The sequence below is a fragment of the Pseudomonas edaphica genome (assembly GCF_965277385.1).
GTDB classification, from domain to species: domain Bacteria; phylum Pseudomonadota; class Gammaproteobacteria; order Pseudomonadales; family Pseudomonadaceae; genus Aquipseudomonas; species Aquipseudomonas edaphica.
Genome location: NZ_OZ255725.1, coordinates 1,563,967 through 1,587,286 on the forward strand (window position 1 = coordinate 1,563,967; position 23,320 = coordinate 1,587,286).

24 protein-coding genes are annotated in these 23,320 nt (G+C 61.2%); 10 read left to right on the plus strand and 14 right to left on the minus strand.

Annotation, left to right across the window (positions count from 1 at the left end; all coding sequences use genetic code 11):
- Position 1: 1 nt before the first annotated feature.
- Complete coding sequence (locus tag ACQY47_RS06940) at positions 2-451, minus strand: YcgN family cysteine cluster protein (protein ID WP_017137386.1); 450 nt, start codon at positions 449-451, stop codon at positions 2-4.
- A 153-nt stretch (positions 452-604) separates the two neighbouring features.
- On the opposite strand from ACQY47_RS06940, the gene ACQY47_RS06945 reads away from it, so the two are divergent.
- Positions 605-1,189, plus strand: a complete 585-nt coding sequence (locus ACQY47_RS06945) for a nitroreductase family protein (RefSeq protein ID WP_169985536.1) — start codon at positions 605-607, stop codon at positions 1,187-1,189.
- 152 nt (positions 1,190-1,341) lie between these two features.
- On the opposite strand, the gene ACQY47_RS06950 is transcribed toward ACQY47_RS06945, so the two are convergent.
- The 5 genes from ACQY47_RS06950 to ACQY47_RS06970 all read right to left on the minus strand — a co-directional run bounded on the left by ACQY47_RS06950 (position 1,342) and on the right by ACQY47_RS06970 (position 6,139).
- On the minus strand, positions 1,342-2,274 hold the full coding sequence (locus ACQY47_RS06950) for a D-2-hydroxyacid dehydrogenase (RefSeq protein ID WP_017137384.1): 933 nt from the start codon (positions 2,272-2,274) through the stop codon (positions 1,342-1,344).
- A gap of 108 nt (positions 2,275-2,382) precedes the next feature.
- Positions 2,383-2,676: a YcgL domain-containing protein gene (locus ACQY47_RS06955; protein WP_017137383.1), complete on the minus strand. Its 294-nt coding sequence runs from the start codon at positions 2,674-2,676 to the stop codon at positions 2,383-2,385.
- Positions 2,673-3,806 (minus strand): ribonuclease D, encoded by a 1,134-nt coding sequence (gene rnd / locus ACQY47_RS06960; protein WP_428556647.1) that lies wholly within the window; start codon positions 3,804-3,806, stop codon positions 2,673-2,675. Before rnd ends, ACQY47_RS06955 begins: the two co-directional genes overlap by 4 nt.
- A gap of 122 nt (positions 3,807-3,928) precedes the next feature.
- Entirely contained in the window at positions 3,929-4,528 is a 600-nt protein-coding gene (locus ACQY47_RS06965; protein WP_017137381.1) for a class I SAM-dependent methyltransferase, read from the minus strand.
- 240 nt (positions 4,529-4,768) lie between these two features.
- Positions 4,769-6,139, minus strand: coding sequence for a glutamine synthetase family protein (locus ACQY47_RS06970; protein ID WP_017137380.1), 1,371 nt, complete (start codon positions 6,137-6,139; stop codon positions 4,769-4,771).
- A gap of 333 nt (positions 6,140-6,472) precedes the next feature.
- Between ACQY47_RS06970 and ACQY47_RS06975 the strand changes: the two genes are divergently transcribed.
- Positions 6,473-7,237 (plus strand): transporter substrate-binding domain-containing protein, encoded by a 765-nt coding sequence (locus ACQY47_RS06975; RefSeq protein ID WP_026013725.1) that lies wholly within the window; start codon positions 6,473-6,475, stop codon positions 7,235-7,237.
- A gap of 50 nt (positions 7,238-7,287) precedes the next feature.
- A complete protein-coding gene (locus tag ACQY47_RS06980; RefSeq protein ID WP_017137378.1) occupies positions 7,288-8,124 on the plus strand; it encodes a cache domain-containing protein in 837 nt (278 codons plus the stop codon).
- Positions 8,125-8,195: 71 nt separating this feature from the next.
- Here the strand turns inward: ACQY47_RS06980 and ACQY47_RS06985 are convergent, their stop codons facing one another.
- Positions 8,196-9,713, minus strand: coding sequence for an MDR family MFS transporter (locus tag ACQY47_RS06985; RefSeq protein WP_169985528.1), 1,518 nt, complete (start codon positions 9,711-9,713; stop codon positions 8,196-8,198).
- A 67-nt stretch (positions 9,714-9,780) separates the two neighbouring features.
- Entirely contained in the window at positions 9,781-10,965 is a 1,185-nt protein-coding gene (pobA, locus tag ACQY47_RS06990; protein WP_428557349.1) for a 4-hydroxybenzoate 3-monooxygenase, read from the minus strand.
- 190 nt (positions 10,966-11,155) lie between these two features.
- On the opposite strand from pobA, the gene ACQY47_RS06995 reads away from it, so the two are divergent.
- A complete protein-coding gene (locus ACQY47_RS06995) occupies positions 11,156-12,031 on the plus strand; it encodes a helix-turn-helix domain-containing protein (RefSeq protein ID WP_170040558.1) in 876 nt (291 codons plus the stop codon).
- Between the two features lie 59 nt (positions 12,032-12,090).
- On the opposite strand, the gene ACQY47_RS07000 is transcribed toward ACQY47_RS06995, so the two are convergent.
- Positions 12,091-12,267, minus strand: a complete 177-nt coding sequence (locus tag ACQY47_RS07000) for a hypothetical protein (RefSeq protein WP_017137373.1) — start codon at positions 12,265-12,267, stop codon at positions 12,091-12,093.
- Positions 12,268-12,366: 99 nt separating this feature from the next.
- Positions 12,367-13,272 (minus strand): LysR family transcriptional regulator, encoded by a 906-nt coding sequence (locus ACQY47_RS07005; RefSeq protein WP_428556652.1) that lies wholly within the window; start codon positions 13,270-13,272, stop codon positions 12,367-12,369.
- A 104-nt stretch (positions 13,273-13,376) separates the two neighbouring features.
- Here ACQY47_RS07005 and ACQY47_RS07010 point away from each other — a divergent pair, with 104 nt between their 5' ends.
- Together ACQY47_RS07010 and ACQY47_RS07015 are read left to right on the plus strand one after the other, a co-directional pair.
- Entirely contained in the window at positions 13,377-14,243 is an 867-nt protein-coding gene (locus tag ACQY47_RS07010; protein WP_236462046.1) for an MBL fold metallo-hydrolase, read from the plus strand.
- 33 nt (positions 14,244-14,276) lie between these two features.
- Positions 14,277-14,891 carry an NAD(P)-dependent oxidoreductase gene (locus tag ACQY47_RS07015; RefSeq protein WP_017137370.1) on the plus strand — a complete coding sequence of 205 codons (615 nt, stop codon included), beginning with the start codon at positions 14,277-14,279 and terminating at the stop codon, positions 14,889-14,891.
- A gap of 120 nt (positions 14,892-15,011) precedes the next feature.
- Here the strand turns inward: ACQY47_RS07015 and ACQY47_RS07020 are convergent, their stop codons facing one another.
- A complete protein-coding gene (locus ACQY47_RS07020; protein ID WP_428556655.1) occupies positions 15,012-15,884 on the minus strand; it encodes a LysR substrate-binding domain-containing protein in 873 nt (290 codons plus the stop codon).
- A 111-nt stretch (positions 15,885-15,995) separates the two neighbouring features.
- Between ACQY47_RS07020 and ACQY47_RS07025 the strand changes: the two genes are divergently transcribed.
- From ACQY47_RS07025 to ACQY47_RS07035, 3 genes are all read left to right on the plus strand, one after another.
- The gene (locus tag ACQY47_RS07025) at positions 15,996-17,621 is read left to right on the plus strand and encodes a 5-guanidino-2-oxopentanoate decarboxylase (protein ID WP_428556657.1); all 1,626 of its coding nucleotides are present in this window, start codon (positions 15,996-15,998) and stop codon (positions 17,619-17,621) included.
- Entirely contained in the window at positions 17,618-19,060 is a 1,443-nt protein-coding gene (locus ACQY47_RS07030; protein WP_428556659.1) for an aldehyde dehydrogenase family protein, read from the plus strand. The genes ACQY47_RS07025 and ACQY47_RS07030 overlap by 4 nt, the downstream gene beginning before the upstream one ends.
- 356 nt (positions 19,061-19,416) lie before the next feature.
- Positions 19,417-20,358: a LysR family transcriptional regulator gene (locus tag ACQY47_RS07035; RefSeq protein WP_428556661.1), complete on the plus strand. Its 942-nt coding sequence runs from the start codon at positions 19,417-19,419 to the stop codon at positions 20,356-20,358.
- 21 nt (positions 20,359-20,379) lie between these two features.
- On the opposite strand, the gene ACQY47_RS07040 is transcribed toward ACQY47_RS07035, so the two are convergent.
- From ACQY47_RS07040 to ACQY47_RS07050, 3 genes are all read right to left on the minus strand, one after another.
- Positions 20,380-20,766, minus strand: a complete 387-nt coding sequence (locus ACQY47_RS07040) for a 5-carboxymethyl-2-hydroxymuconate Delta-isomerase (RefSeq protein WP_428556663.1) — start codon at positions 20,764-20,766, stop codon at positions 20,380-20,382.
- A 68-nt stretch (positions 20,767-20,834) separates the two neighbouring features.
- Complete coding sequence (locus tag ACQY47_RS07045) at positions 20,835-22,022, minus strand: low temperature requirement protein A (RefSeq protein ID WP_017137364.1); 1,188 nt, start codon at positions 22,020-22,022, stop codon at positions 20,835-20,837.
- 25 nt (positions 22,023-22,047) lie between these two features.
- Positions 22,048-22,983 (minus strand): LysR substrate-binding domain-containing protein, encoded by a 936-nt coding sequence (locus ACQY47_RS07050; protein ID WP_017137363.1) that lies wholly within the window; start codon positions 22,981-22,983, stop codon positions 22,048-22,050.
- 129 nt (positions 22,984-23,112) lie between these two features.
- On the opposite strand from ACQY47_RS07050, the gene ACQY47_RS07055 reads away from it, so the two are divergent.
- Positions 23,113-23,292, plus strand: a complete 180-nt coding sequence (locus ACQY47_RS07055; RefSeq protein WP_017137362.1) for a hypothetical protein — start codon at positions 23,113-23,115, stop codon at positions 23,290-23,292.
- Positions 23,293-23,320: the final 28 nt, after the last annotated feature.

Here is a 23,320-nt window from a genome sequence, read left to right on the forward strand (position 1 = left end):
TTCAGCCTGCGCGGAAGATCAGGTAATCCTCCCAGTCATCTTCGGGCACGCTGCCTTCGGCGAGCATGCGCCCGGACTGGGAAATGCGTTCATGGTGCACAGCATCGCGGTCGCCACACACCAGGTGATGCCACAGCGGCAAGTCCTTGCGTTCGCTGACCAGGCGGTAGCCGCAGGTCGGCGGCAGCCATTTGAACTGGTCGGCCTGGCCCGGCGTGAGCTGGATGCAATCGGGCACCGAGGCGCGGCGGTTGGTGTAGTCGCTGCACTGACAGGTTTTCAGGTCGAGCAATTTGCAGGCGATGCGCGTGTAATAGACGCTGTTGTCTTCTTCATCCTCAAGCTTTTGCAGGCAGCACAGGCCACAGCCGTCGCACAACGACTCCCACTCCTCCTGGTCGAGGTGTTCAAGGGTTTTGCGTATCCAGAAAGGTTCGACTTTGGCGGCCATGGCTCTACATCAGTATCGGAAGGTGAAAAGGCCGCCAGTCTAGTGCCCAAGGCGCCTGGGGCCAAGCGCTTACGACTGGCGGTGTAACAACACTTGTCAGTCTAGTGGGCGCGCAGTAGCTTTGAAGGCCGAATTGACGATCAGGAACTGCCCATGACACGCGTTGCCGATTACCCGATCCACACCCAGTTCACCGAACGTTGGTCGCCCCGCGCCTTTACCGGCGAAAGCATCCCGCAGGAGACGCTGCTGAGCTTCTTCGAAGCCGCACGCTGGGCGCCGTCGGCCTACAACTCGCAGCCATGGCGCTTTCTCTACGCGCGCCGCGACACGCCGAACTGGGAGCGTTTCCTGGGGTTGCTCAATGAATTCAACCGTGGTTGGGCGCAACACGCGTCAGCCCTGGTGATCATCGCTTCAAAAACCGACTTTACCGCCCCCGGCGCCAGCGAAGAAACCCCGGCGTTGTGGCACACCTTCGACACCGGTTCGGCGTGGGGCCACCTGGCGCTGCAAGCCAGCCTCAGCGGCTGGTACACCCACGGCATGGCCGGTTTCGATCAGGAGCTGACCCGCAAAGAGCTGAAGATTCCAGAAGGTTATGCCCTGCACGCGGCTGTGGCCGTGGGCAAGCTGGGGGACAAGTCGAGCTTGCCGGAGTACCTGCAAGGTCGTGAAGCGCCAAGCCCGCGTCGGCCGCTGAGCGAACTGGTGTCCGAGGGTGATTTCAGCCTGTAAGCCTTGCATAGATCCAATATGTGCGGGCTTGTGTGGGAGCTGGTTTGTGTGGGAGCTGGCTTGCCTGCGATGAAGGCACCTCGGTGAATCAGGTAGACCGAGGTGATGCTATCGCAGGCAAGCCAGCTCCCACATAAGCCCAGCTCACACGTTTAATAGCCCCTTTCGAAGCTGACTTCCCCGCGCAGTGCATCCTTGGCCTGATAAGCCCGCAGATTCTGCACAAACAATTCCACCATCATCCCCGGCGACGTCGGCGCGGAACTGTGCCCGGTCAACAGCAAGCCCCAGGCAGTCCAGAACGGATGGCGTTGCGGCAAAGGCTCCTGACGGCACACGTCGATCACCGCACCGGCCAAGTGCCCCTCTTTAAGCGCCTCGACCAAATCGGCATCGACCACCGCCACGCCGCGCCCAACGTTGATAAACAACCCCGTCGGCTTGAATTGCTTGAACAGCGCCGCGTTGTACAAATCATGGGTATCAGGCGTGTTCGGCAGCAGGTTGATCACGTAGTCCACCTCGCCCACCAGCCGGCTCAGTTGGTCCAACCCGGCCACTTCGATAAACGGTGCCTGTTCCCGCGCGCTGCTGGCAATCCCGTAGAGCTTGACGCCAAACGGCAGCAAAAAATCAGCAACGCTCTGGCCGATATCGCCGGTGCCAACCACCAGCACCTTGCGTCCCGCCAGGCTTTGGCCCATGCGGTTGTCCCACTTGCGCTCGACCTGACTGACCAGTCGCGCCAGCACTTCGCGCTCATGGCCGAGCATATAGGTGAGCACGAACTCGGCCATGACCTGGCCAAAGATGCCGACCGCGCGGGTCAGGCGATAGTCGCGCGGCAAGCCATCGGCCAGCAGCGGCGTGATACCCGCCCAGGTCGATTGCAGCCATTGCGGCTTATGGCCCTGGCGCAGCAAGGTGGCGAGCAGGTCCGGCTGGCCCAGCCAAACCGGGCAATCGGCGGCCAGGCGCGACAGTTCGGCCGAGTCGCCGCTGGTCAGCACCTCAAGGTCCGGGGCCGCTTCGCTCAGCAATTGGGCGTAGAGCGGGTGATCCTGTTCAGCAATCAGAACACGCATGGTTCAAACCTTTCAAAAACAGTGCAGACGGCCGCCCGCTTCCTTACGGCCACCGCCAAACGAATACGAGTCCATAAAAGAATGTGCCCTGGACAGGGCACTGACCGGTTACATCGGGTCGTTGCGGCGCAGCAGCTCTTCGGGCAAGTGCTCGATGTACTCGTCCTCGGCCGGTGGCATTTGCAGGTGGTAGCCCTGCTTGTCGAGGTTTTCCAGGACCACGGTAATGTCCTCGCGCGACAACTTGCGCTCCGGCGTGAGTATCATCTCGAATGCAAGATGGGCTTTGCCGAAGGCAGTCATCAAGGGTTCCGGCACACGCTCCAGCGCATCGCTTTTGAGCACGTAGAGGTACATCCCGTCTTTTTTCAAGCTGCGATAAATGGAGCAAATACGTTTCAAGGCTGTTCTCCGGCAGTGGCCAGGCTGTCGAGCAGCGCCTGGCCCATCAACTCGCGGCGCCAGCCACGCAGCGAGTCTGGCAATGTATAAGGCCCATCGGGGTAGCCGCTCTTGACCAGGGCTTCGAGGGTTTTCTTGCGCAGCATCAGTTCCGGCGCCATCTCCAGGCGCTCGGCCTCGGCCTGGCCCAGGGCGCGCAGTTGCTTGATCAGCACAGCAGCGTCCACCGGCAGCGGCTCAGCCACGGCGGGCGGCCACTGATCCATCGACACGCTGCCGGCGCGCTTGATCAGGTCCAGCAGAAACTGGCCGTCCTGACGCACAGTGCGCGGGTGCATGTCTTCGATCTTGCCCAGCGCAGCGAGGTTATCCGGCTGGGATTTGGCCAAGGGCCACAATGAGTGTTCGCGAATGATGCGGTTGCGCGGCAGGTCACGGGCACGGGCCTGCTGCTCGCGCCAGGCGCACAGCTCACGCAATACGGCGAGCTGCGCACGCGAGAGTTTCCACGCCAGCTTGGCGTCACGGTAGACCTCATGCGGGTCGACTTCGCGGCGCAGGTTGGCCACCAGTTCGGCGCCGTCTTCCAGTACCCAGGCATATTTGTCATCCGACAGCTGCGGGCGCAAGCGCACATAGACTTCGGCCAGGTGCACCGCGTCTTCGGCGGCGTAGCTCACCTGGGTCTCGGACAACGGCCGCTGCAGCCAGTCCGAGCGGGTTTCGCCCTTTGGCAGTTCGATGTCGAGTACAGCCTGCACCAGGCGCGAGTAGCCCATGGAGAAACCGAGGTTCAGGTAAGCCGCTGCCAATTGAGTGTCGAACAACGGCACCGGCAGGCTGCCGGTCAGGCGCAACAACACTTCCAGGTCTTCGCTGCAGGCGTGCACCACCTTGATCACCGCCGGGTTCTCCAGCAAGGCGGCCAAGGGTTGCCAGTTATCGATGGTCAGGGGGTCGATCAGGTAAGCGCGAACGCCATCACCGATCTGGATCAGCCCGGCAATGGGATAAAAGGTGTCGACCCGCATGAATTCGGTGTCGAGGGCGACGAATGGCAACTGCTGCCATTCGGCGCAATGCTGGCCGAGGCTATCGTTGTCGCAGATCCAGTGAATATCGATGGCCACACGGCTCTCCCTTGAAGAATGGCGCGCAGTATATATCGCGAAAGGGACTTGCGAGCATCCGCAGTGCACACACCATCATGAAAACTCTGACAAGAGAGGAAGAATAGTCCGACAGGCGGGACTTAGCCTCTCTTACGCAAGACGTAGACACGCCACAGCTTGGAGCCCGGCAGGAACTCCTGCTGATGGAGGACCTTGAAACCGGCCTGGCGGAATTCGTCCTCCACCGGTGTGCGCGAGCTCACCGCGACAATCACTGTGTCGCGACTGACACGGTGGAATTCGCGCAACAGCGCCATGCGTACGTCGCTGCTGGGCACATGACGAAACAGTTCCAGGCAGAAAATGCAGTCCACGGCGTTGGCCGACAGACCGATGGAAAACGCCGAACCCTGGAACGTTTTGACCCGCTTGAGCAACGCCGCCGGGTGATGGGTGCGCGCATGGTCGAGCATGTCCTGGGAGTTGTCGGATGCCAGGATCACCCGGTTGACGTGTTCGGCCAACACGGGCCAAAACCGGCCGGAGCCACACGCCAGGTCGAGGATCAACCCAGGCTCACCGGCCACTTTCAACGCTTGGCGCACCAGCCGTTCATCGCGCCAGGCCGCCAGACGCTTGAGCAGCGCGGGCGGACGCGTGTCGCCGCAGACCTGCGCATGCTCGCGGTCACAGCGCTCGGTGAATTCGATCTCGATAGAGGATGGAGGTTGTGGCGACATCGCGGGCTCATGTGGGTGGAACGGTGGTGAACGACCTTGATCCGCAGCTTAACCACTGCAACGTGAAAAAAAGGTTGAAACCGTGACGCCTGTAAAACACCGACGTTCGACTGTGGGAGCTGGCTTGCCTGCGATGCTGGCACCTCGGTACATCGGGTACACCGAGTTGATGCCTTCGCAGGCAAGCCAGCGCCCACAGAAAAGCAGCTCTTCGGTGTATCCAAATCTGCTGCCAGCGGATCACGCCTGATGCAGATACCAGCGCCAATCCTGCTCGCCCACCTCCCCCATGAACTGACGATATTCCTCACGCTTCACCGCCAAATAGACGCCGAGAAACTCACTGCCAAACGCCTCCCGCGCCCAGCTTGAACCCTCCAGCGCACGCAAGGTGGTCAGCCAGTCAGTGGGCAGCAACTCCTTGGCCTGGGCGTATCCGTTACCTTCCACCGGCGCACCGGGGTCGCGCTGTTCGCGAATGCCTCGGTGAATACCCGCCAGGATGGCGGCAGCCGCCAGGTAAGGATTGGCGTCGGCCCCGCAAATCCGGTGTTCGATATGCCGGGAATAGGCAGGCCCGCCCGGCACGCGCAGGCTGACGGTGCGGTTATCCACGCCCCAGGTGGCCGCCAGCGGCGCATAGCTGTTGGTCTGGAAGCGCCGATAAGAGTTGGCATTCGGGCAAAACATCAGCAGCGAATCAAGCAAGGTGCTGAGCATGCCGCCCACCGCCTGGCGCAGCAGCGGCGTGCCATCGGCGGCCTCGCTGGCGAACAGGTTATTGCCCTGGGCATCCGCCAGGCTCACATGCATGTGCATGCCGGTGCCCGCCAGGTCATCGAACGGCTTGGCCATAAAGCAGGCGGTCATTGCGTGCTTATGCGCCACGCCCTTGACCAGACGCTTGTAGCGCACCGCTTCGTCCATGGCTTGCAGGGCATCCGCGCGATGTTCCAGGGTGATTTCCACCTGGCCCGGCGCATACTCGGAAATCGCCGTGCGCGCCGGAATGCCTTGCAGCTTGCAAGCGCTGTAGAGGTCGGCCAGGAACGGCTCGATTTGCTCCAGCTCACGCAGGCCGTACACCTGGGTCGAGCGCGGGCGATTGCCGTCCACATCCCGTGCCGGTTGTGGGCGGCCGTTGCTGTCGGGTTTCTGGTCGAGCAGGTAAAACTCCAACTCCGCCGCCATCACCGGGTAATAACCGTCGGCCTTGAGGTCGTCGATCACCTTGGCCAGCAAATGCCGAGGGTCAGCCACGGTGGCCGGCAAGCCTTCGGTGGGGTGCATGCTGACTTGCACGGCGGCTGTGGGGATCAGGCGCCACGGCATACGCTGCAAGCTGCCGCTGACCGGGTAGGCGCGGCAGTCGATATCGCCGACTTCCCACACCAGCCCGGAGTTTTCCACGTCGTCGCCGTTAATCGTCAGGCCCAGGATGGTGCTGGGCAACGGGCGGCCACTTTCATACACCGCCAGCAGCTCATCGCGGTGCAGCAACTTGCCGCGCGGTACGCCGTTGTTGTCGAGGATAAACAACTCGAACATTTCGATGTCCGGGTGCTGTTCAAGAAAAGACTGGGCTTCTTGCAGGCTGGCAAAAACACTCATGGGAACTCTCATACGTTTGCGTCAGGCAGGCGCACAGGTGCGCGTCATTCATGGGGCAAATCAACGTAAGAGAAAGGTATCCGGTGGGCGCGCGTGTCGGCAGTGGAACAAGGCCCAGAAGGCCAGCGCGGACGGCAGTGTCGCGAGGTGAGTGTCGGGGGAGCCGTCCATGCGAGATTCACAGTGAGGTAGATGCCCGGCAGCGTCACACGCCCACAAAGGTTGTTCAATTCAGGGTTGACGGAGTTTGGTTGCAGCCTGGCTAAACAATTGCCATCCCTGCGCATAGCTGGAAATAATGGCGACCCGAGCATGCCCCAAGGATTTGACCGCATGAAAGCTCCCCTGGTCTTCTGTTTACTGGCAAGCGTGGCCACCCACGCCCTGGCCGATTCACGCCTGGACGAGGTGCTGCAAAACGGCACCCTCACCGTCTGCACCACCGGCGACTACAAGCCCTACACCTCGCTGCGTGCCGATGGGCGCTACGAAGGCATTGATATCGCCATGGCCGAGTCCCTGGCCAAGAGCCTCAACGCCAACATCAAATGGGTGCCCACTACCTGGAAAACCCTGATGCCGGACTTCCTCGCCCAGCGCTGCGACATCGCGGTGGGCGGTATTTCGGTGTCGTTGGAACGCCAGAAAAAAGCCTTCTTCAGCCAGCCTCTCGGCGTCGATGGCAAGATCCCGCTGGTGCGCTGCGCCGATGTACAGCGCTACCAGAGCGTCGAGCAGATCAACCAGCCGCAGGTGCGTGTGATCGAGCCGGCGGGCGGCACCAACGAGGTGTTTGCCCGCGCCCACCTGGCCAAGGCGCAAATCCGCCTGCATGACAACGTGACGATTTTCGACGAACTGCTGGCGGGCAAAGCCGACGTGATGATCACCGACGCCAGCGAAGCGCGCTTCCAGCAAAAACAGAAACCTGGGCTGTGTGCGGTCAACCCCGAGCGGCAGATGCAATACAGCGAAAAGGCCTTCCTGCTGCCCCGCGATGATGTGGCGTGGAAAAGCTACGTCGACCAGTGGCTGCACCTGAGCATGGCCACCGGGGTGTATGAAGGCATCGTCAATCAGTGGCTGGCGGCGCCCTGAGCAGGAGCCGTCTACGCTGTGCTCACATCAACCATAACGAGGGATCGGTAATGAAGGGATTGCTCCGACTCACCTGCCTGCTGCTGTTGGGGTTCAGCCAGGTGCACGCGACCACTCAGGATGAGGACGCTCGGGCCGCCAAGGCTCTGCTGGAAAAGGCTGTCACTTACTTCCAAAGCAACGGCGACAAAGCCTTCGCCGCGTTCAGCCGCCAGGGTGAGTTTATCGACCATGACCGCTATGTGTTCGTGGTCGACACCAAGGGCGTGTTGTTAGCCAGCGGCGGGCCTTCCTCTGCATTGATCGGCCGTGATGTGTCCGAGGTGCTCGGGCCAGACCTGCAAGCTTCGTTCAAACAGGCGCTGACCGTGCCCGAAGGCCAGGGCATCCAACAAGCCGACTACCGCTGGCAGAACTGGAACGACGGCAAGGTTGAGCACAAGCACGTGTTTTATCAGCGCGTGGGTGAACGCATCCTGGCGGTGGGTTACTACCTGCCACGGGCCACACCGGAACAGGCCCGAGCGTTGCGCAACAAGGCTGTGAAGGCGCTGGTCAAGGATGAGGCAGGCACGCTCAAGGCCATCAACTCATTGCAGGGCGGGTTTCTGCAGGATGATTTGTATGTATTTGTGGTCGATCTGAACACCGGGCGGTATGTGGCGCATGGCACCAACTTGCGACTGGTCAATACCGACTTTCGCAAGATCAAAGACCCGGATGGCAAGCCGGTGGGTGAACCGATTCTGAAGCTGATGGCCGAGCAGGATCAGGGCGAATACAAGTACCGCTGGAAGAACCCGGTGACCGACAAGGTTGAGAACAAGCATGCGTACGTGCGCAAGGCCGGGCATTTTATGGTGGCGGTTGGGTACTACAGCCCCTGATCTGAGTTGGAATGCAATCCATTGTGGGAGCTGGCTTGCCTGCTCCCACAGTTTGATCATCGTTGTGTCAGTTAACGTGCTTTGTCTTCACGCCCACGCAGCACACGATTGGGCATCGCAATGGCCGCCGCCAACCCCAGCAACGACACCGCCGCACTCACCATCAGCAAATGCCGGAATGTCACCGCCAGCTCCCCGCGCAAGGCATCCTGCGCAGGCCCCGGCGCGGCGTTGAGGCCGTCGAGCAACACGTTGCCGGAACTGCCTTCAGCCCCCAGCGCGCCGCTGGCCAAATGCGCAAAGCTGGAGTCCTGCAACAACGCCAACAGCAGTGCCGACATGCACGCCACACCGACCGCCCCGCCCAACGAGCGGAACAGGTTAGTCGTGCTGGTGGCCACGCCAATGTCGCGCTGCTCCACCGAGTTCTGTGTACCCACCAGGGACGTCGGAAACTGCATCCCCGCCGCAATCCCGCACAGCAGCATAAACACCGCCGTAAGCTCCACCGCCTGCGGCGCGCTGTAGGCCATGCCGAGAATCGCCAGCGGGCTCAAGCATGCGCCGGTGAGGATCATCGGTTTATAACGCCCGGTCACCGAGGTCATGCGCCCGGCGAAATAGGCCCCCATCGGCAAGCCCATGGCCAATGGCAGCAAGTGCAAGGCGGCGCTGTCGGCCCCCGAGCCGGTCACCGTCTGATAACGCAACGGCATCAACACCGTCAGGGAAATCGCCTGGAAGCTGGTGAAGAAAATCGTGCACCAGCACAGCACCGCGCTGCGATTGGCGAACAGGTGCATCGGCAACAATGGCTCGCGCGCCCGGCGTTCGTGCCACACGAACACCGTCAAGGCCACCAACGCGCAGGCCAACAGTCCCAGTACTTGCTCGTCACGCCAATGATGGCCCTGGCCGATTTCGGTGATGCCCAGCAGCAAGGCGGTCAGGCCGATGATCATCAGCACGGTGCCGAGGTAATCGATAATCGGCTTGCGCTGCGGCACCGGCAGCCCTACCAGTGTGCGGTGCGCCACATACCAGGCCCCGGCGCCCAGCGGCAGGTTGATCAAAAACACCCAACGCCACGACAGGTATTCGGTCATGTAGCCGCCCAGCACTGGCCCGGCCACACTGGCCACCGCGTACATGCTGCTGAAATAGCCCTGGTAACGCCCACGCTCACGGGGCGCGATGATGTCGCCAATGATCGCCTGGCTGACCGAGATCATCCCGCCGGCACCGATGCCCTGGAGAATCCGCGCCAGCACCAACTGCTCCATGCTTTGCGCCATGCCGCAAAACAGCGAGGCCAGGGTGAACACACCCATGCCGATCAACATCATCGGCCGGCGCCCGTACAGGTCGCCGAGCTTGCCGTAGATCGGTACGGCCACGGTCATCGCCACCATGTAGCCGGAGATCACCCAGGCCAGCAGGTTTACATCGTGAAACTGCGCGGAAATCGCCGGCATGGACACGGCGACAATGGTCTGGTCCAGGGCGCCGAGGAAAATCGCCAGCATCAAGGCGGCGAGCACACTGCGAACGGCAGGAACGGGCTGAGCGGGTTGGTTGAGGCTGGTCACGGCAGAACCTTCGAGCAAGGCCCGCAGGCAAGGAAGAGCCTGCGGGAATGCTGGATACGATAGCAGGCTACTCGATAGCTTCGTAAGGAAGTCCGACGTAATTTTCTGCGATGGTTTTGCGCCCCGCCTGCGAATGGATGAAATACTCAAGCTCGCTCTCGGCAATTCGCTGGCTGAAGCCGTCGGCGTCCGGGAACTGGTGCAACATCGAGGTCATCCACCAGGAAAACCGCTCGGCCTTCCACACCCGGCGCAGGCAGATGGCCGAGTATTTTTCCAGCAAGTCCACGCGGCCCTCGCGGTACACCTTGAGCATGATCCGAAACAGCGTGCTCACATCACTGGCCGCCAGGTTCAAGCCTTTGGCGCCGGTGGGCGGCACGATATGCGCGGCGTCACCGAGCAGGAACAGGCGCCCGTACTGCATCGGCTCCACCACAAAGCTGCGCAGCGGCGCGATGCTTTTTTCGATTGACGGCCCGGTGACCAGTTGCTCAGCCAACTGGCTGGGCAGGCGGGTTTTCAGCTCGGCCCAGAAACGCTCATCCGACCAATCATCCAGAGGCTCATCGACCGGCACCTGCAGGTAATAGCGGCTGCGGGTCGGCGAACGCATGCTGCACAACGCAAAGCCACGCGAATGTTTGGCATACACCAGCTCGTCATGCACCGGCGGTGTATCGGCGAGGATGCCCAGCCAGCCGAACGGATAGACGCGCTCGAACACCTGCAACGACTGCGCCGGAATCGACTGGCGCGCCACCCCGTGAAAACCGTCGCATCCGGCGATGTAGTCGCAGTCCAGGCGCACGTGTTCGCCGTCATGTTCGAAGGTGAGCCAGGGCCGATCAGTTTTAAGGTCATGGGGCTGCACGTCGCGCGCTTCGTACAGGGTCACAGCGCCGGCAGCTTCGCGGGCGGCCATCAGGTCGCGGGTGACTTCGGTCTGGCCGTAGATCATCACCGACTGACCGCCGGTCAAGCCTTTGAGGTCGATATGGGTCAGTTGGCCATTGAGTGCCAACTCAAAGCCGTCATGCACCAGGCCTTCGGCGTCCATGCGTCGGCTGACGCCCGCCTCGCGCAGCAGGTCGACCATGCCTTGTTCCAGCACACCGGCGCGGATGCGGCCTTGCACGTAGTCGGCGCTCTGGCGCTCTAGAATCAGGGTCTGGATACCAGCGTTATGCAGCAGTTGGCCGAGCAGCAATCCGGAGGGACCGGCGCCAATAATGGCGACTTGGGTTTTCAGCGTTTTCATTATTTTTATGGCTCGCAAGCTTCACCCGAACGGATAGGGTGAAAGAGTTGTCATTCATCCTGTTGCTGATCATTTTTCACTTGAGTGGCCGCCATAAGAAGGTGAAAACTGAGACAAAGCCTGCGCTTTTTGCCAATTGGGGCGATTACCGCACCACTATCCTGAGTATCGGATTGAAACCATGACCAAAACTGCCAGTACCGCGATTCCGGTCTTCAAGCTTTACGGAGAAAGTCAGCAATGGCCGACTCCGGATTTGTTGCACTGTGAAACCATTTCCCGACGGAGCCGGGAATACCAGTGGGAAATCCAACCCCACCGGCACGCGGACCTGTGCCAGTTGCTGTACGTACACAGAGGCCAGGCGCAGCTGGAAATCGAAGGCCAGCGTACTACCCTCAGCGAAGCCACCTTGCAGGTGCTGCCGCCGTTGTGTGTACACGGGTTTCGGTTTTCTGAAGATGTGGAAGGTTTTATCCTGACGCTGGCCGCGCCGCTGGTCAGCCATTTGCAGACACAGTTGGGCGCGACGGTGGACGGTTTGCAGGCCCTGGGCAATTACCCCGCCGGCAAGGACAGCGATTACCTCAACAGCCTGTTCGACCGACTGCAGGATGAGTACGCCGATGAACAACCGGCCCGCGACATGATGATGCACGCCCTGGTCAGCGTGCTGCTGGTGTGGATCAGCCGTCAAGCCATCCAGCGCCGCCACCCGCGTGCCCCACGTGGTCGGGAGTATTTCCGTCGCTTCACGCAATTGGTCGAGCAACATTACCGCGAACACCCGAAGATTGAAGACCTGGCGCACAAGCTGGGTATCTCGGTCTCACACCTGAACGGTACGTGTCGGGAATTGGGTGGGCAGCCTGCCTTGCAGATCATGCATGACCGCCAGTTGCTGGAAGCCAAGCGCTTGCTGACCTATACCAGCATGACCATCAATGAGATGTCGGAGGTGTTGGGGTTTTCCGACCCGACCAACTTCTCCCGGCTGTTCCGCCGCCGGGTGGGGTTTTCGCCCAAGGCGTTTCGCGAGCAGCTGAAGGCGGATTGACGCGGGACGCGGAGCGTCCTGGGCTGCATTACCACGCGGAGCGTGGGAACGATCACAGCCTACCTGAGCGCGCTGAAACTACCGGTACGCGGCACACACAGATCCTGATGGCAACTGATCGCAAAGGTCGGTTGCATACGGGTCTGTTCAACCCGATAGGCGGCCGTGCCGTACAGCGCGGTAGCCAACGCGCACAGGATGAAAATCATCAGGTACTTTCTAATTTTTAGGGTCATGGCACACCTCTGAATAGATCGACTCGGTGCTGTTTAAAGCATAGGTCAGTCAGGGCGAGTTGCCATTATTGGGCGTCATTCAACATCTTTATGTCGGCTTTACAGACCGATATCCCACACTGGCTCTTCCGGGAACCGCAGCACCAGAAAATCCAGCAGGCTGCGCAACGCCAACGGCATGTGTTTACGCGAGGCATACACGGCGTAGACGTTCATTTGCTGCGGCTCAGCCTCGGGCAGCAGCCTGATCAATTCGCCACTGCGGATGTAGTCCCCCGCCTGATAACTGGGCAGCCGCGCCACCCCGGCGCCCGCCAGCGTCACCCGCAGCAAGGTCGTGGCCTCGTTGGCGGTAATATTGCCCTGCACCGCCACTGAGACTGCTTCGCCGTTCTCGGTGAAGTGCCACAGGCTTTTGCCGAAGTAAGAATGCGTCAGGCAGTTGTGCTCCGCCAAGTCGTGGACTTGCCGAGGCTGCGGGTGTTCCAGCAGGTACGCCGGTGACGCGCAGATCACCGAGCGACACAGCGTGAGCTTGCGCGCGATCAGGTTGGGGTCCAGCTCAAAGCTGGTGCGGATGGCCAGGTCGATACGCTCATCCACCAGGTTTACCGTGCGGTCGAGCATCTGCAGGTCGATGTTGACCAACGGGAAGCGCTTGACGAATTCGGCCACAGCATCCGCCAACTGAGCCTGGCCGAATGAGCTACTGACACTCAGGCGCAACTGGCCACGCGGCGCTTCATCCGGCTCACTGACGGCCGCCTGCATGTCACTGCACAGCTCCAGCATTTGCCGGCAGCGCGGCAGCGTTTCACTGCCGGCGGCGGTGAGGCTGAGCTTGCGCGTGGTGCGATGCATCAAGCGCGCACCGACCCAATCCTCAAGTTCAGCCAGATAGCGCGAGACCACCGGCCGCGACAGGTCCAACTGATCGGCGGCGGCGGACTGGCTGCCCAGGTCAACTACCGTGACAAACACCCGCATTGCTTGAAGACGATCCATGATTTGCACGCTTTTAGAAACAAACTATGTCCAAGCATCGCATTTTTTGTTGTGTTTGGTGCAACTAAGCTCTGTGCATCACTTACCTGCTGCTGGAGCTGCACATGATCTCGGTACTTAAACGATTTGCCCTGGCTTCGGCCGCCCTGGCGTTCGCTGCCCATGCTGCGGCTGCCGACCTGAAGCTGGATGCCTACAACCCTGGCACCTCGGCCATGATGCCGGTCAGCTCGGTACTGGTCAGCGGTGAAAAAGACCTCATCCTGGTCAACGCCCAGTTCGGCAAGACCCAAGCCGAGCAACTGGTGCAGAAAATCCGCAGCAGCGGCAAACACCTCACCACCATCTACGTCAGCGACGGCGACCCGGACTTCTACTTCGGCCTCGACACCCTGACCGCCGCGTTCCCCGACGCCAAAGTGCTGGCCACCCAGCCGGTGGTGGACCATATCAAGGCCACCGTCGAGCAAAAAATCGCGTTCTGGAGCCCGAAACTCGGCGACGACAAGCCAAGCAAAGCCATCATCCCGCAGGTGTTGCAGGGCCATACCCTGACGCTGGAAGGCAAAAGCCTGGAAGTGATCGGCCTGGACGGTCCGCAACCTGAGCGCACCTTTGTGTGGATCCCCTCGATCAAGGCGGTCGTCGGTGGCGTCGTGGTGTTTGAAAACACCCACGTGTGGATGGCCGACACGCAAACCGCCAAATCCCACACCGACTGGCTGGCCACCCTGCAACGTATCCAGGACCTGAAACCGGCCACCGTGATCCCTGGCCACTACCTTGGCACACCGACCGTGCAGTCCGTGGCCTTTACCGCCGACTACATCAAGGCCTTCGATATCGAGACCGCCAAGGCCAAGGACTCGACTGCGCTGATCGCGGCGATGAAAAAGCGTTACCCGAACCTTAAAGACGAAAGCAGCCTGGAACTGGGTGCCAAAGTCGCCAAGGGCGAAATGAAGTGGTGATTGGTTTTAAACCCTAACGTACTGGAGAACGTCATGAGCAAGATTGCAATCATTGGTGCCACCGGCCGTGCCGGTAGCCAACTGCTGGAAGAAGCGCTGCGTCGTGGGCATACCGTTACTGCCATTGCGCGTAATACCGACACGCTGGCCGCACGCCCAGGCCTTACCGTTAAAAAGGTCGACGCCCTTGATGCAACGGCCTTGCAGCAAGCAGTGAGCGGCAACGACGTGGTGATCAGTGCGGCGCACTTCGCCACCCTGCCCGCCAGCGCCGTGATCGGCCCGGTAAAAAAAGCCGGCGTGAAACGCCTGCTGGTGGTGGGCGGTGCGGGTTCGCTGTTGTTGCCAGGTGGCAGTCGAGTGATCGACAGCGAGGGTTTCCCGGCTGAATACAAAGCCGAAGCCAGCGCCGGGGCTGAGTTTCTCGACGTGCTGCGTCAGGAAAAAGAACTGGATTGGACCTTCCTGTCGCCATCGGCGGAGTTTGTTGAAACCGAGCGCACCGGGAAATTCCGTCTGGGCCAGGACGATCTGCTGGTGAGCGCCGAGGGCCGTAGCTGGATCAGTTTTGCTGACTTTGCCATCGCCCTGATCGACGAAGTGGAATCGCCGAAGCACTCGCGCCAACGCTTCACCGTCGGTTACTGACTCTGTGGGAACTGGCTTGTGTGGGAGCTGGCTTGCCTGCGATGCGGGCAACTCGGTGTACCTGTTAAACCGAGTTGATGCCATCGCAGGCAAGCCAGCTCCCACATTTGATCTTCAGTGTTAAGACTGGTGTGCCTCGCTCACCAGCCACCCCATCAACGCTTGCAGCCCAGCCGACGGCTCGATCCCCGGCGGGTACACCAGGTAATAGCCCATCCCCGTCGGCACCCGCAGTTCAAACGGCGTCGCCAGCCGCCCGGCTTTCACATCCTCACCAATCAGCGCACTGTCGCCAATCGCCACACCCGAGCCTTGTGACGCCACCGTCATGGCCAGGTCCAGCGTCTCGAAATGATGCCCCTGGGCCAGGTTGCTCAACCGCGTATTCGCCGCCTTTAACCACAACGCCCAATCCCGCTCGTCCCGCGTGGGGTGCAGCAGCACTTGTTGCTGCAAGTCTGCCGGGGTATCCAAAGCGCCGAGCAGCGCCGGTGCGCACACTGGCGTAAGTTGCTCATCAAACAGGTGCCGTGCCTCAGCCGACTGCTCGGCGATGGGCGCATAGATCACCGCCGCATCAAATTGCTCACGACGAAAGTCCACGGTATAGGCCACGGTGGTGGTGAGTTCCACCGGCACATCCGGGCGCTCCTTCTGCCATTGCAACAGGCGCGGCAGCAGCCAGCGCATCACGCAGGTGGAGGCCTTGAGTTGCAGGGTCGCGCGGCGGCTGCCGATCTGCTCCACCGCGTCACCGATCAGGCCGAATACTTGCTGCGCACGCAGTGACCACTCGCGGCCTTCTTCGGTGAGGCTCAAGCCCCGCGCCTGGCGCTGAAACAGGGCGTAACCCAAATGGCTTTCCAGGCCGGCAATCTGGCGGCTCACTGCGCCCTGGGTGATGTGCAGTTGCTCGGCGGCGCGGGTGAAGTTGCAGCACTGGGCAGTGACCCAAAACGTGTGCAGCGCAGGCAGCGGCGGAAGGCGTTTCATCGTGTGTGAGCCATGACGTGGGGACATGGCTAGTATGACTTTTTATCGATTGTTGCCGCTACGGGCCAGCCGCTCCAATAGCGCCTCGAATCCATAACAAGAGCGACATGTATGGCGACCTGCGGCGAAGTATTGGTCAACCTCCTGGAAAGCTACGGCGTGGACCAGGTGTTCGGCATTCCAGGCGTACACACCGTTGAGCTGTATCGCGGCCTGGCGCATTCCGGCATCCGCCATGTCACCCCGCGCCACGAACAGGGCGCCGGCTTCATGGCCGACGGGTATGCACGCACCAGCGGCAAACCCGGCGTGTGCTTCATCATCACCGGCCCGGGCATGACCAATATCACCACCGCCATGGGCCAGGCCTACGCCGACTCGATCCCGATGCTGGTGATTTCCAGCGTGCAGTCGCGCAGCCAATTGGGCGGCGGGCGCGGCAAACTGCATGAGCTGCCGAACCAGAGCGCGATGATCGCCGGCGTGTCGGCGTTCTCCCACACGTTGATGTCGGCGGCGGAATTGCCTGGTGTGCTGGCACGGGCGTTTTCATTGTTCCAGGCGGGGCGACCACGCCCGGTACATATCGAAATCCCGCTGGATGTGCTGGTGGAGAATGCCGACGCGTTGCTGGGCAGCGAGCCGGTCAGCGTTGCCCGCGCCGGTGCGTCGCCGTCGGCGGTCAAGCAGATGAGCCAATTGCTCGCAGCGGCCAAACGCCCGCTGATCCTGGCCGGTGGCGGTGCCATCGATGCCGCGCCAGAGCTGACGCGCCTGGCCAACATCCTCGGCGCGCCGGTGGCGCTGACCATCAATGCCAAAGGCATGCTGGCAGCGACCCACCCGCTGCTGATCGGCTCGACGCAAACCCTGGTCGCCACCCGTGCGCTGGTCGCTGAAGCCGACGTAGTGCTGGCCATCGGCACAGAGCTGGCAGAAACCGACTACGACGTGACCTTCGCCGGCGGCTTCGAGATCCCCGGCGCACTGCTGCGTATCGACATCGACCCCGACCAGACTGTACGCAACTACCCGCCGCACGTGGCACTGGTAGCCGATGCACAGATAGCCGCCGACGCCTTGCTCGCCGAATTGAATAAAACCCCATTGCCTGCCCGCAACCGCGATTGGGGCGCTGAACGAGTCGCGCGTTTGTGGGCCGAACTGGCGCCCAACTGGGACGCTGCCACCCGCGCACAAACCCTGTTCCTCAACACCGTGCTGCAAGCGCTGCCCAACGCCGTGCTGGTGGGCGACTCCACCCAGCCGGTGTACAGCGGCAACCTGACACTGAACCTTGACCACCCACGCCGCTGGTTCAACTCCTCCACCGGCTACGGCACCTTGGGCTACGCCCTGCCCGCTGCAGTCGGTGCCTGGCTGGGCCGAGGTGACGGCCAGCCGGTGGTGTGCCTGATCGGCGACGGCGGCCTGCAATTTTCCCTGCCGGAACTGGCCAGCGCGGTAGAGGCGCAGGTGCCAGTGATTGTGCTGCTGTGGAATAACCAGGGCTATGAAGAGATCAAGAAATACATGCTCAACCGCGCCATCGAGCCGGTCGGTGTGGACATCTACACCCCGGACTTTATCGGCGTAGCCAAGGCCTTGGGTTGCGCAGCAGAAAGTATCCAGGGCGTCGAGCAATTGCGCAGCGCGTTGCGCACCGCCGCGGATCGCCAGGGGCCGACACTGATTGAAATCAACCAAGGGCTCTGGATGCAGGAGGTGGCGGTATGAGCGCAGTCTTGAACGGTGTGTTTATCAACGGCCAATGGCAGGCGGGCCATGCGGTGCTGGAGGTGATCAACCCGGCTACCGAAGCGACCTTGGCCCATGTCAGCGTGGGCGATGCCTCAGCAGTGGAACTGGCGGTCGACGCGGCCAGCGCGGCTTTTGTCGACTGGTCGAAAAGCAGTGGCCGTGATCGCGGCGCCCTGTTGCGCAAGGTCGCCCAAAGTGTGAGCGAGCAACGTGAACAACTGATGCAGTTGCAGTCGAGCAACAACGGCAAGCCGCTGTTTGAAGCGGCTATTGATGTGGATGACGTGATTGCCACCTTCGAATACTACGCGGGCATCTGCGACGCGATGGACGCAGGTCAAGACTGCATGGTGGCATTGCCCAGCGACGATTTCAGCGCACGCCTGCGCCGCGAACCCTGTGGCGTGGTGGGTTTGATCGTGCCGTGGAACTTCCCGATGGTGACCACCGCCTGGAAGCTTGCCCCCGCGTTAGCGGCCGGTTGCTGCGTGGTGCTTAAGCCGTCGGAAGTCACGCCCCTGGCGGAGTTGCAATTGGCGCGGATTATTGCCGAAGCAGGCTTCCCGGCGGGTGTGTTTAACCTGGTGTGTGGCACGGGGCTGGCGGTCGGTGCGCCGCTGGCTGCGGACCGTCGCGTGGCGAAAATTTCCTTTACCGGCAGCAATGCGGTGGGCGTGCAGGTGATGCAGCGCGCCGCCGAAACCATCAAGGGTGTGAGCCTGGAACTGGGCGGCAAATCCTCATTGCTGGTGCTGGCCGATGCCGACCTCGACCTGGCAGTGGAGCTGGCCTGTGGCGGTGGTTTTTTCAATGCCGGGCAGATCTGTTCGGCCACCAGTCGCGTGCTGGTAGCCGACAACCTGGCGGATGAATTCCTGCAGCGTTTGCAGGCGCGGGCTGAAGGGATTCGCGTGGCCGACCCGTTTGCCGAGGATGTGGAGATGGGCGCGCTGATCAACCGTGCGCAGTATCAGCGGGTGCTGGGGCATATCCAGCGTGGTATCGACCAAGGCGCGCGCTTGTTGTGCGGCGGCGATCGCCCGGCTGATCTGGAAAAAGGCTTTTTCATTCGCCCGACAGTGTTTACCGACGTGCCATCAGGCAGCGCCTTGTGGAATGAAGAGATCTTCGGCCCGGTGCTGTGTGTACGACGCTTTACCACTGAAGCCGAGGCCATCGCCCTGGCTAACGACAGCGATTTCGGCCTGGTCGCCAGTGTGGTGAGCGCCAATGCCGAAGCCGCCGAACGCGTGGCCAATGCCTTGCAGGCGGGCCTGGTGTGGATCAACGCACCGCAGGTGATCTTCCCGCAGACGGCATGGGGCGGCTACAAGCAGAGCAGTATCGGCCGCGAACTGGGGCCGTGGGGCTTGGCGGCGTTTCAGGAGATCAAGCATGTGATTCGCGCGAGCTGACAACACCGTCCCCCTGTGGGAGCTGGCTTGCCTGCGATAGCGGTGTGTCAGACGGTAAATTCGCTGCAGGTAGACTGCCATCGCAGGCAAGCCAGCTCCCACGGTGCTGTTTATTGCCCTATCTTCAGCCCGCAACCCCTCGACCTGCTGTGGCCTGGTGGTCACTGTGCTGATCGTCACACGCTTGAACCCAAAGCATTACAGCCGACATATTCACTGACGTCGTGTTGCCAACATTTTATGTCCCACACCAAACATAGAAACGCCCTACAGCGCTTTCTATTGGTACGACCGTTCCGTTAAGCTTTTGCCAGTCTTGTACTGAGTTCGGTACAAAGGGTTTACGGACGAAACCGATGCTAAACAGTAACTTGCTCAGAAAGCTTGATATGCAGGACTTGATGGTGTTTATCGCCGTCTATGACCAGAGCAGCGTTACCGAGGTGTCCGAGACGCTGTTCGTCAGTCAGTCAACCGTGAGCTACAGCCTGAAGAAGCTGCGCACCAGTTTTGAGGATGAGCTGTTTATCAACACGCGGGCCGGCATGCGCCCGACGTACAAGGCCACAACCATGTACGAACACGTGCAGAAGATCCTTGAAAGCATCAACCTGTGCCATGCCGGCAGCCAGGCCTTCGACCCGACGCAGCAGGCGGTGACCTTCAATGTCTGTGCCCCGGAATACTTCGAGCAACTGATCCTGCCACGCCTGTTGAAGAACTTCGACCAAGCCGACTTGCCGGTGATCATCAATGTGCAAAAGCTGGAAACCGAGCTGCCCGCCGAGGACCTGCGCGAAGGCCGTCTCGACCTGGTGATTTGCTTCGGCCCGCACCTTCACCGTGCCCACAAAGACTTCAAGACCCAGATGCTGCTGGAAGACGATTTAGTGTGTGTGTTTGATAAACGCGCCACGCCGCGCGAGCCGGCCTTCAGCCTGCAATCGTTTGTCGAACGGCGCCACGTGTTCCCCGCGCCCTGGACCTCCGACACCAACATGATCGACGGCTGGCTGGCACGCCAGGCTCACAAGCGCCAGGTGATTGCCCGTGCCAACAGCTACAGCGCCGCCTTGAAGATGATCAGTGGCACCGACTTTATCGTCACCCTGCCCCGTCGCGTGCAAAAGCTGCTGGCCCCGGCCACCGTGTTCGGCCATTGCGAAGCGCCGAACGGGTTACCGGGGTTTACCCTGGATATGCAGTGGAATGAAACCAGTGGTCAGGACAGCGCCAATACCTGGTTTCGCGAGCAGATCGTCAAGGTGTGTGAAGATCAGCTAGAAGCTGCAAGCTAGAAGCTGCAAGTGCTCGCGTTCTCAACTTGAAGCTTGCAGCTTCCCGCTCACCGCTGTTTCTTTGCTGTAGGAATCACGATCCATGTCCATCAACTGCACACTGAGTTGAACCTGCAGATCGGCCGGCCACTCAGCCGCGTCCTGCAGGGCCGCCAACAAGCTTTCCGACAACTGCTGCTTGACCTGCGGTGAGCGCCCGCTGAGCAGCGAGAGCTTTACCGCAATAAAACCGCGCGGGCTGAGGGAAGTGCCCACCTGGAAACTCTCGACCTTGATTGCGCGGCTCTTGATATCGAACTCGGAACCGAACTGCCCGGACGCCATCAGCACGTTGTTCAGGCGCAGCAGGGTTTTCTCGACGGCAAGGCCGGTCAGGTTGGCGGTGTATTCCAGGTGCAGGTGCGGCATGAAAAGCTCCGAGTGGGCTTGAAAAGAAACCTACATATAGCATGCAGTTGAACGAAGGCAGACCGATTTCAATGTGAAACTTCGGTCAGCCCCCGCAGCGAACGATTTTCCCAGAACGCCACGATCACCAACACCGCCGTGGTCAACGCGCCCAGCGCCAACGCCGAAAACATATGCTGCAACCCCAGCGGCAACAGCACCAGCAACATCAGCAGCCCGCCCAGGTGCGAGAGCGGTGGCAACGGCCGGTCACTCATCACCCACTTGAACAACGCACTGCCGAGCAAAAACAAAAACGGCCCGGCAATCATCGCCAGCACGCCCGCCTGGCTGGCATGCCCTGGATGCACCAGCACCAGTTCGTCGGCCACCGCGCTGACGATGATCCCGGCGACGATCAGCACATGCAGATAGGTGTAGGCGATACGCGCCTGGCGGCCGGGGTCGGCGGAGCTGGCAATCCGGTGATGGGCGCGCTCGGCGCCGCTGTCGAAATAGATCCACCACAGCGCAATACTGCCCACCACGGCCACCAGGAAAGCACCCAGGCCTTCGACGCTCCACGGCAACTCGGCGAACGTGGCGCCGGTCACCAGCAAGGATTCACCCAGGGCGATAATCACAAACAGGCCGCAACGCTCGGCCATGTGGTTGCCTTCGACATTCCAGTCCGCCAGGGTCGAGCGCCCAAGCCCTGGCACCCAGAAATACACCGACGGCGATATCAGTTCTATCAGCAGCGCCAGCGCCCAGAAAGCCAGGCGTTGCTCGCCTTCGAGCAGGCCGCCGGTGAGCCAGAACACCCCGGAACACAGCATCCACGCCAGGATCCGCTGGAAGTTGCGGGTCATGTTCAGCGACTCGCCGCGAACGGCCCACAACGCAAACAGCGTGCGGCCCACCTGCATGAAGACGTAAGCGCCGGCGAACAACAGGCCGCGATCGGTAAAGGCTTTGGGGATTGATGAAGACAGCAACAGGCCGGCGACCATCAAGCCGAACAGGCCAATGCGGATAGGGATTTTTTCCGGGTCCAGCCAGTTGGTGATCCACGAGGTGAAGATCCACACCCACCACACCGCGACCATCATCAGCGCCACCTGCACCGCGCCGCCGAGGCTCAGGTGGGCCAGCAGCGAGTGGGACAACTGGGTCACGGCGAACACGAACACCAGGTCGAAAAACAGCTCGACCATGCCCACCTTGCCGCTGTCATGACTGCCGCGCCCACGCAGCAAAGAACGGGATGAAGTCATCGGTGGATCTCCCTGAAGGCTTATCTCAAGATTTTTCCGCGATTACCGGCAGCCTGTCGCGTTCACTCATGAACGCTTCCAGCCGTGAACGCATCCAGCGTTCGGCAGGGTCCGTGTCGACGTGGCTGAGCCAGACCATGGACAGGTCCAGGGTCGGGGTTTCGAACGGGAACGGCTCGCAAAACAGGTTGCCGCCGGCGGCCATGGCATGGGCGGTGTAATCCGGCAGGCTGGCGATCATGTCGGTGCCGGCGAGCAACGCCGGCAATGCGCTGTACTGAGGTACGGACAGCACCACGTGGCGCTTGCGACCAATCTCGGCCAGCCACTCGTCGGCAAACCCCGACACGTTGGCGGTGTGAGACACCAGCACATGGGGACGGGCGCAATATTCGTCGAGGGTCAGCGGTGTGTCCGAGGCATCGGCGCGCAACAGGCAGGGGCGAATATGCCGCAACAACTTGCGCTTGGCATTGGCCGGCAGGCCGCGGGTCTGGGTGATGCCCACGGTGATATCGCCGGAAGCCAGCAGGTCGGGGATGCGCCAGTAATCGACGTGTTGCACCACGAACACCACCAACGGCGCTTCCTGACGCAAGGCCCGCAGCAGCGGCGGCAGCAGGCCGAACTCGACGTCATCGGACAGGCCGATGCGGAAGGTCATGGTGCTTTGGGTCGGGTCGAAATCGTGGGTCAGGCTCAAGGCCGACGACAAAGAGTCCAGGGCCGGCGACAGGTGCTGGATGATCTCCTCGGCCCGCGCGGTGGGCTCCATGCGGTGACCGACGCGAATAAACAGTGGGTCGTTGAACAAGGTGCGCAAGCGGTTGAGCGCCGAACTGATGGTCGGCTGGCCGAGAAACAGCTTCTCTGCCACCCGCGTCACATTGCGCTCGAGCATCAGTGCTTCGAAGACCACCATCAGGTTGATGTCGGCCTTGCGTAATTCATTGCGATTCATCGGCGCCTGCCCCTTTCCCCAAGACAAGCCGCAGTTTAGAAAGCCCGCGGGGCTGCGTCTATGTGAACACTGTTCATCCGGCGCCTTTGGGACTATAAATCAGCGCTTGAAGGTCAAAGGAACGCCATCGTGCTGGTCATTATTGCCTTGGCCATGGTCGTGGCCGGGCTCTGCCTCTGGGTCGTCCGGTTCATTGCCAACCCTACCGTCAGGACACTGACGCGGGTGTTTATTGGCTTATGCCTGGCCGCGGCAGTGGCCTATTGGGTGCTGGCGTGGGGTTTTCCTATCTCAGTATTGGCTTCATGAACTGTCACTTTTTCTGCAAGGACTGCCT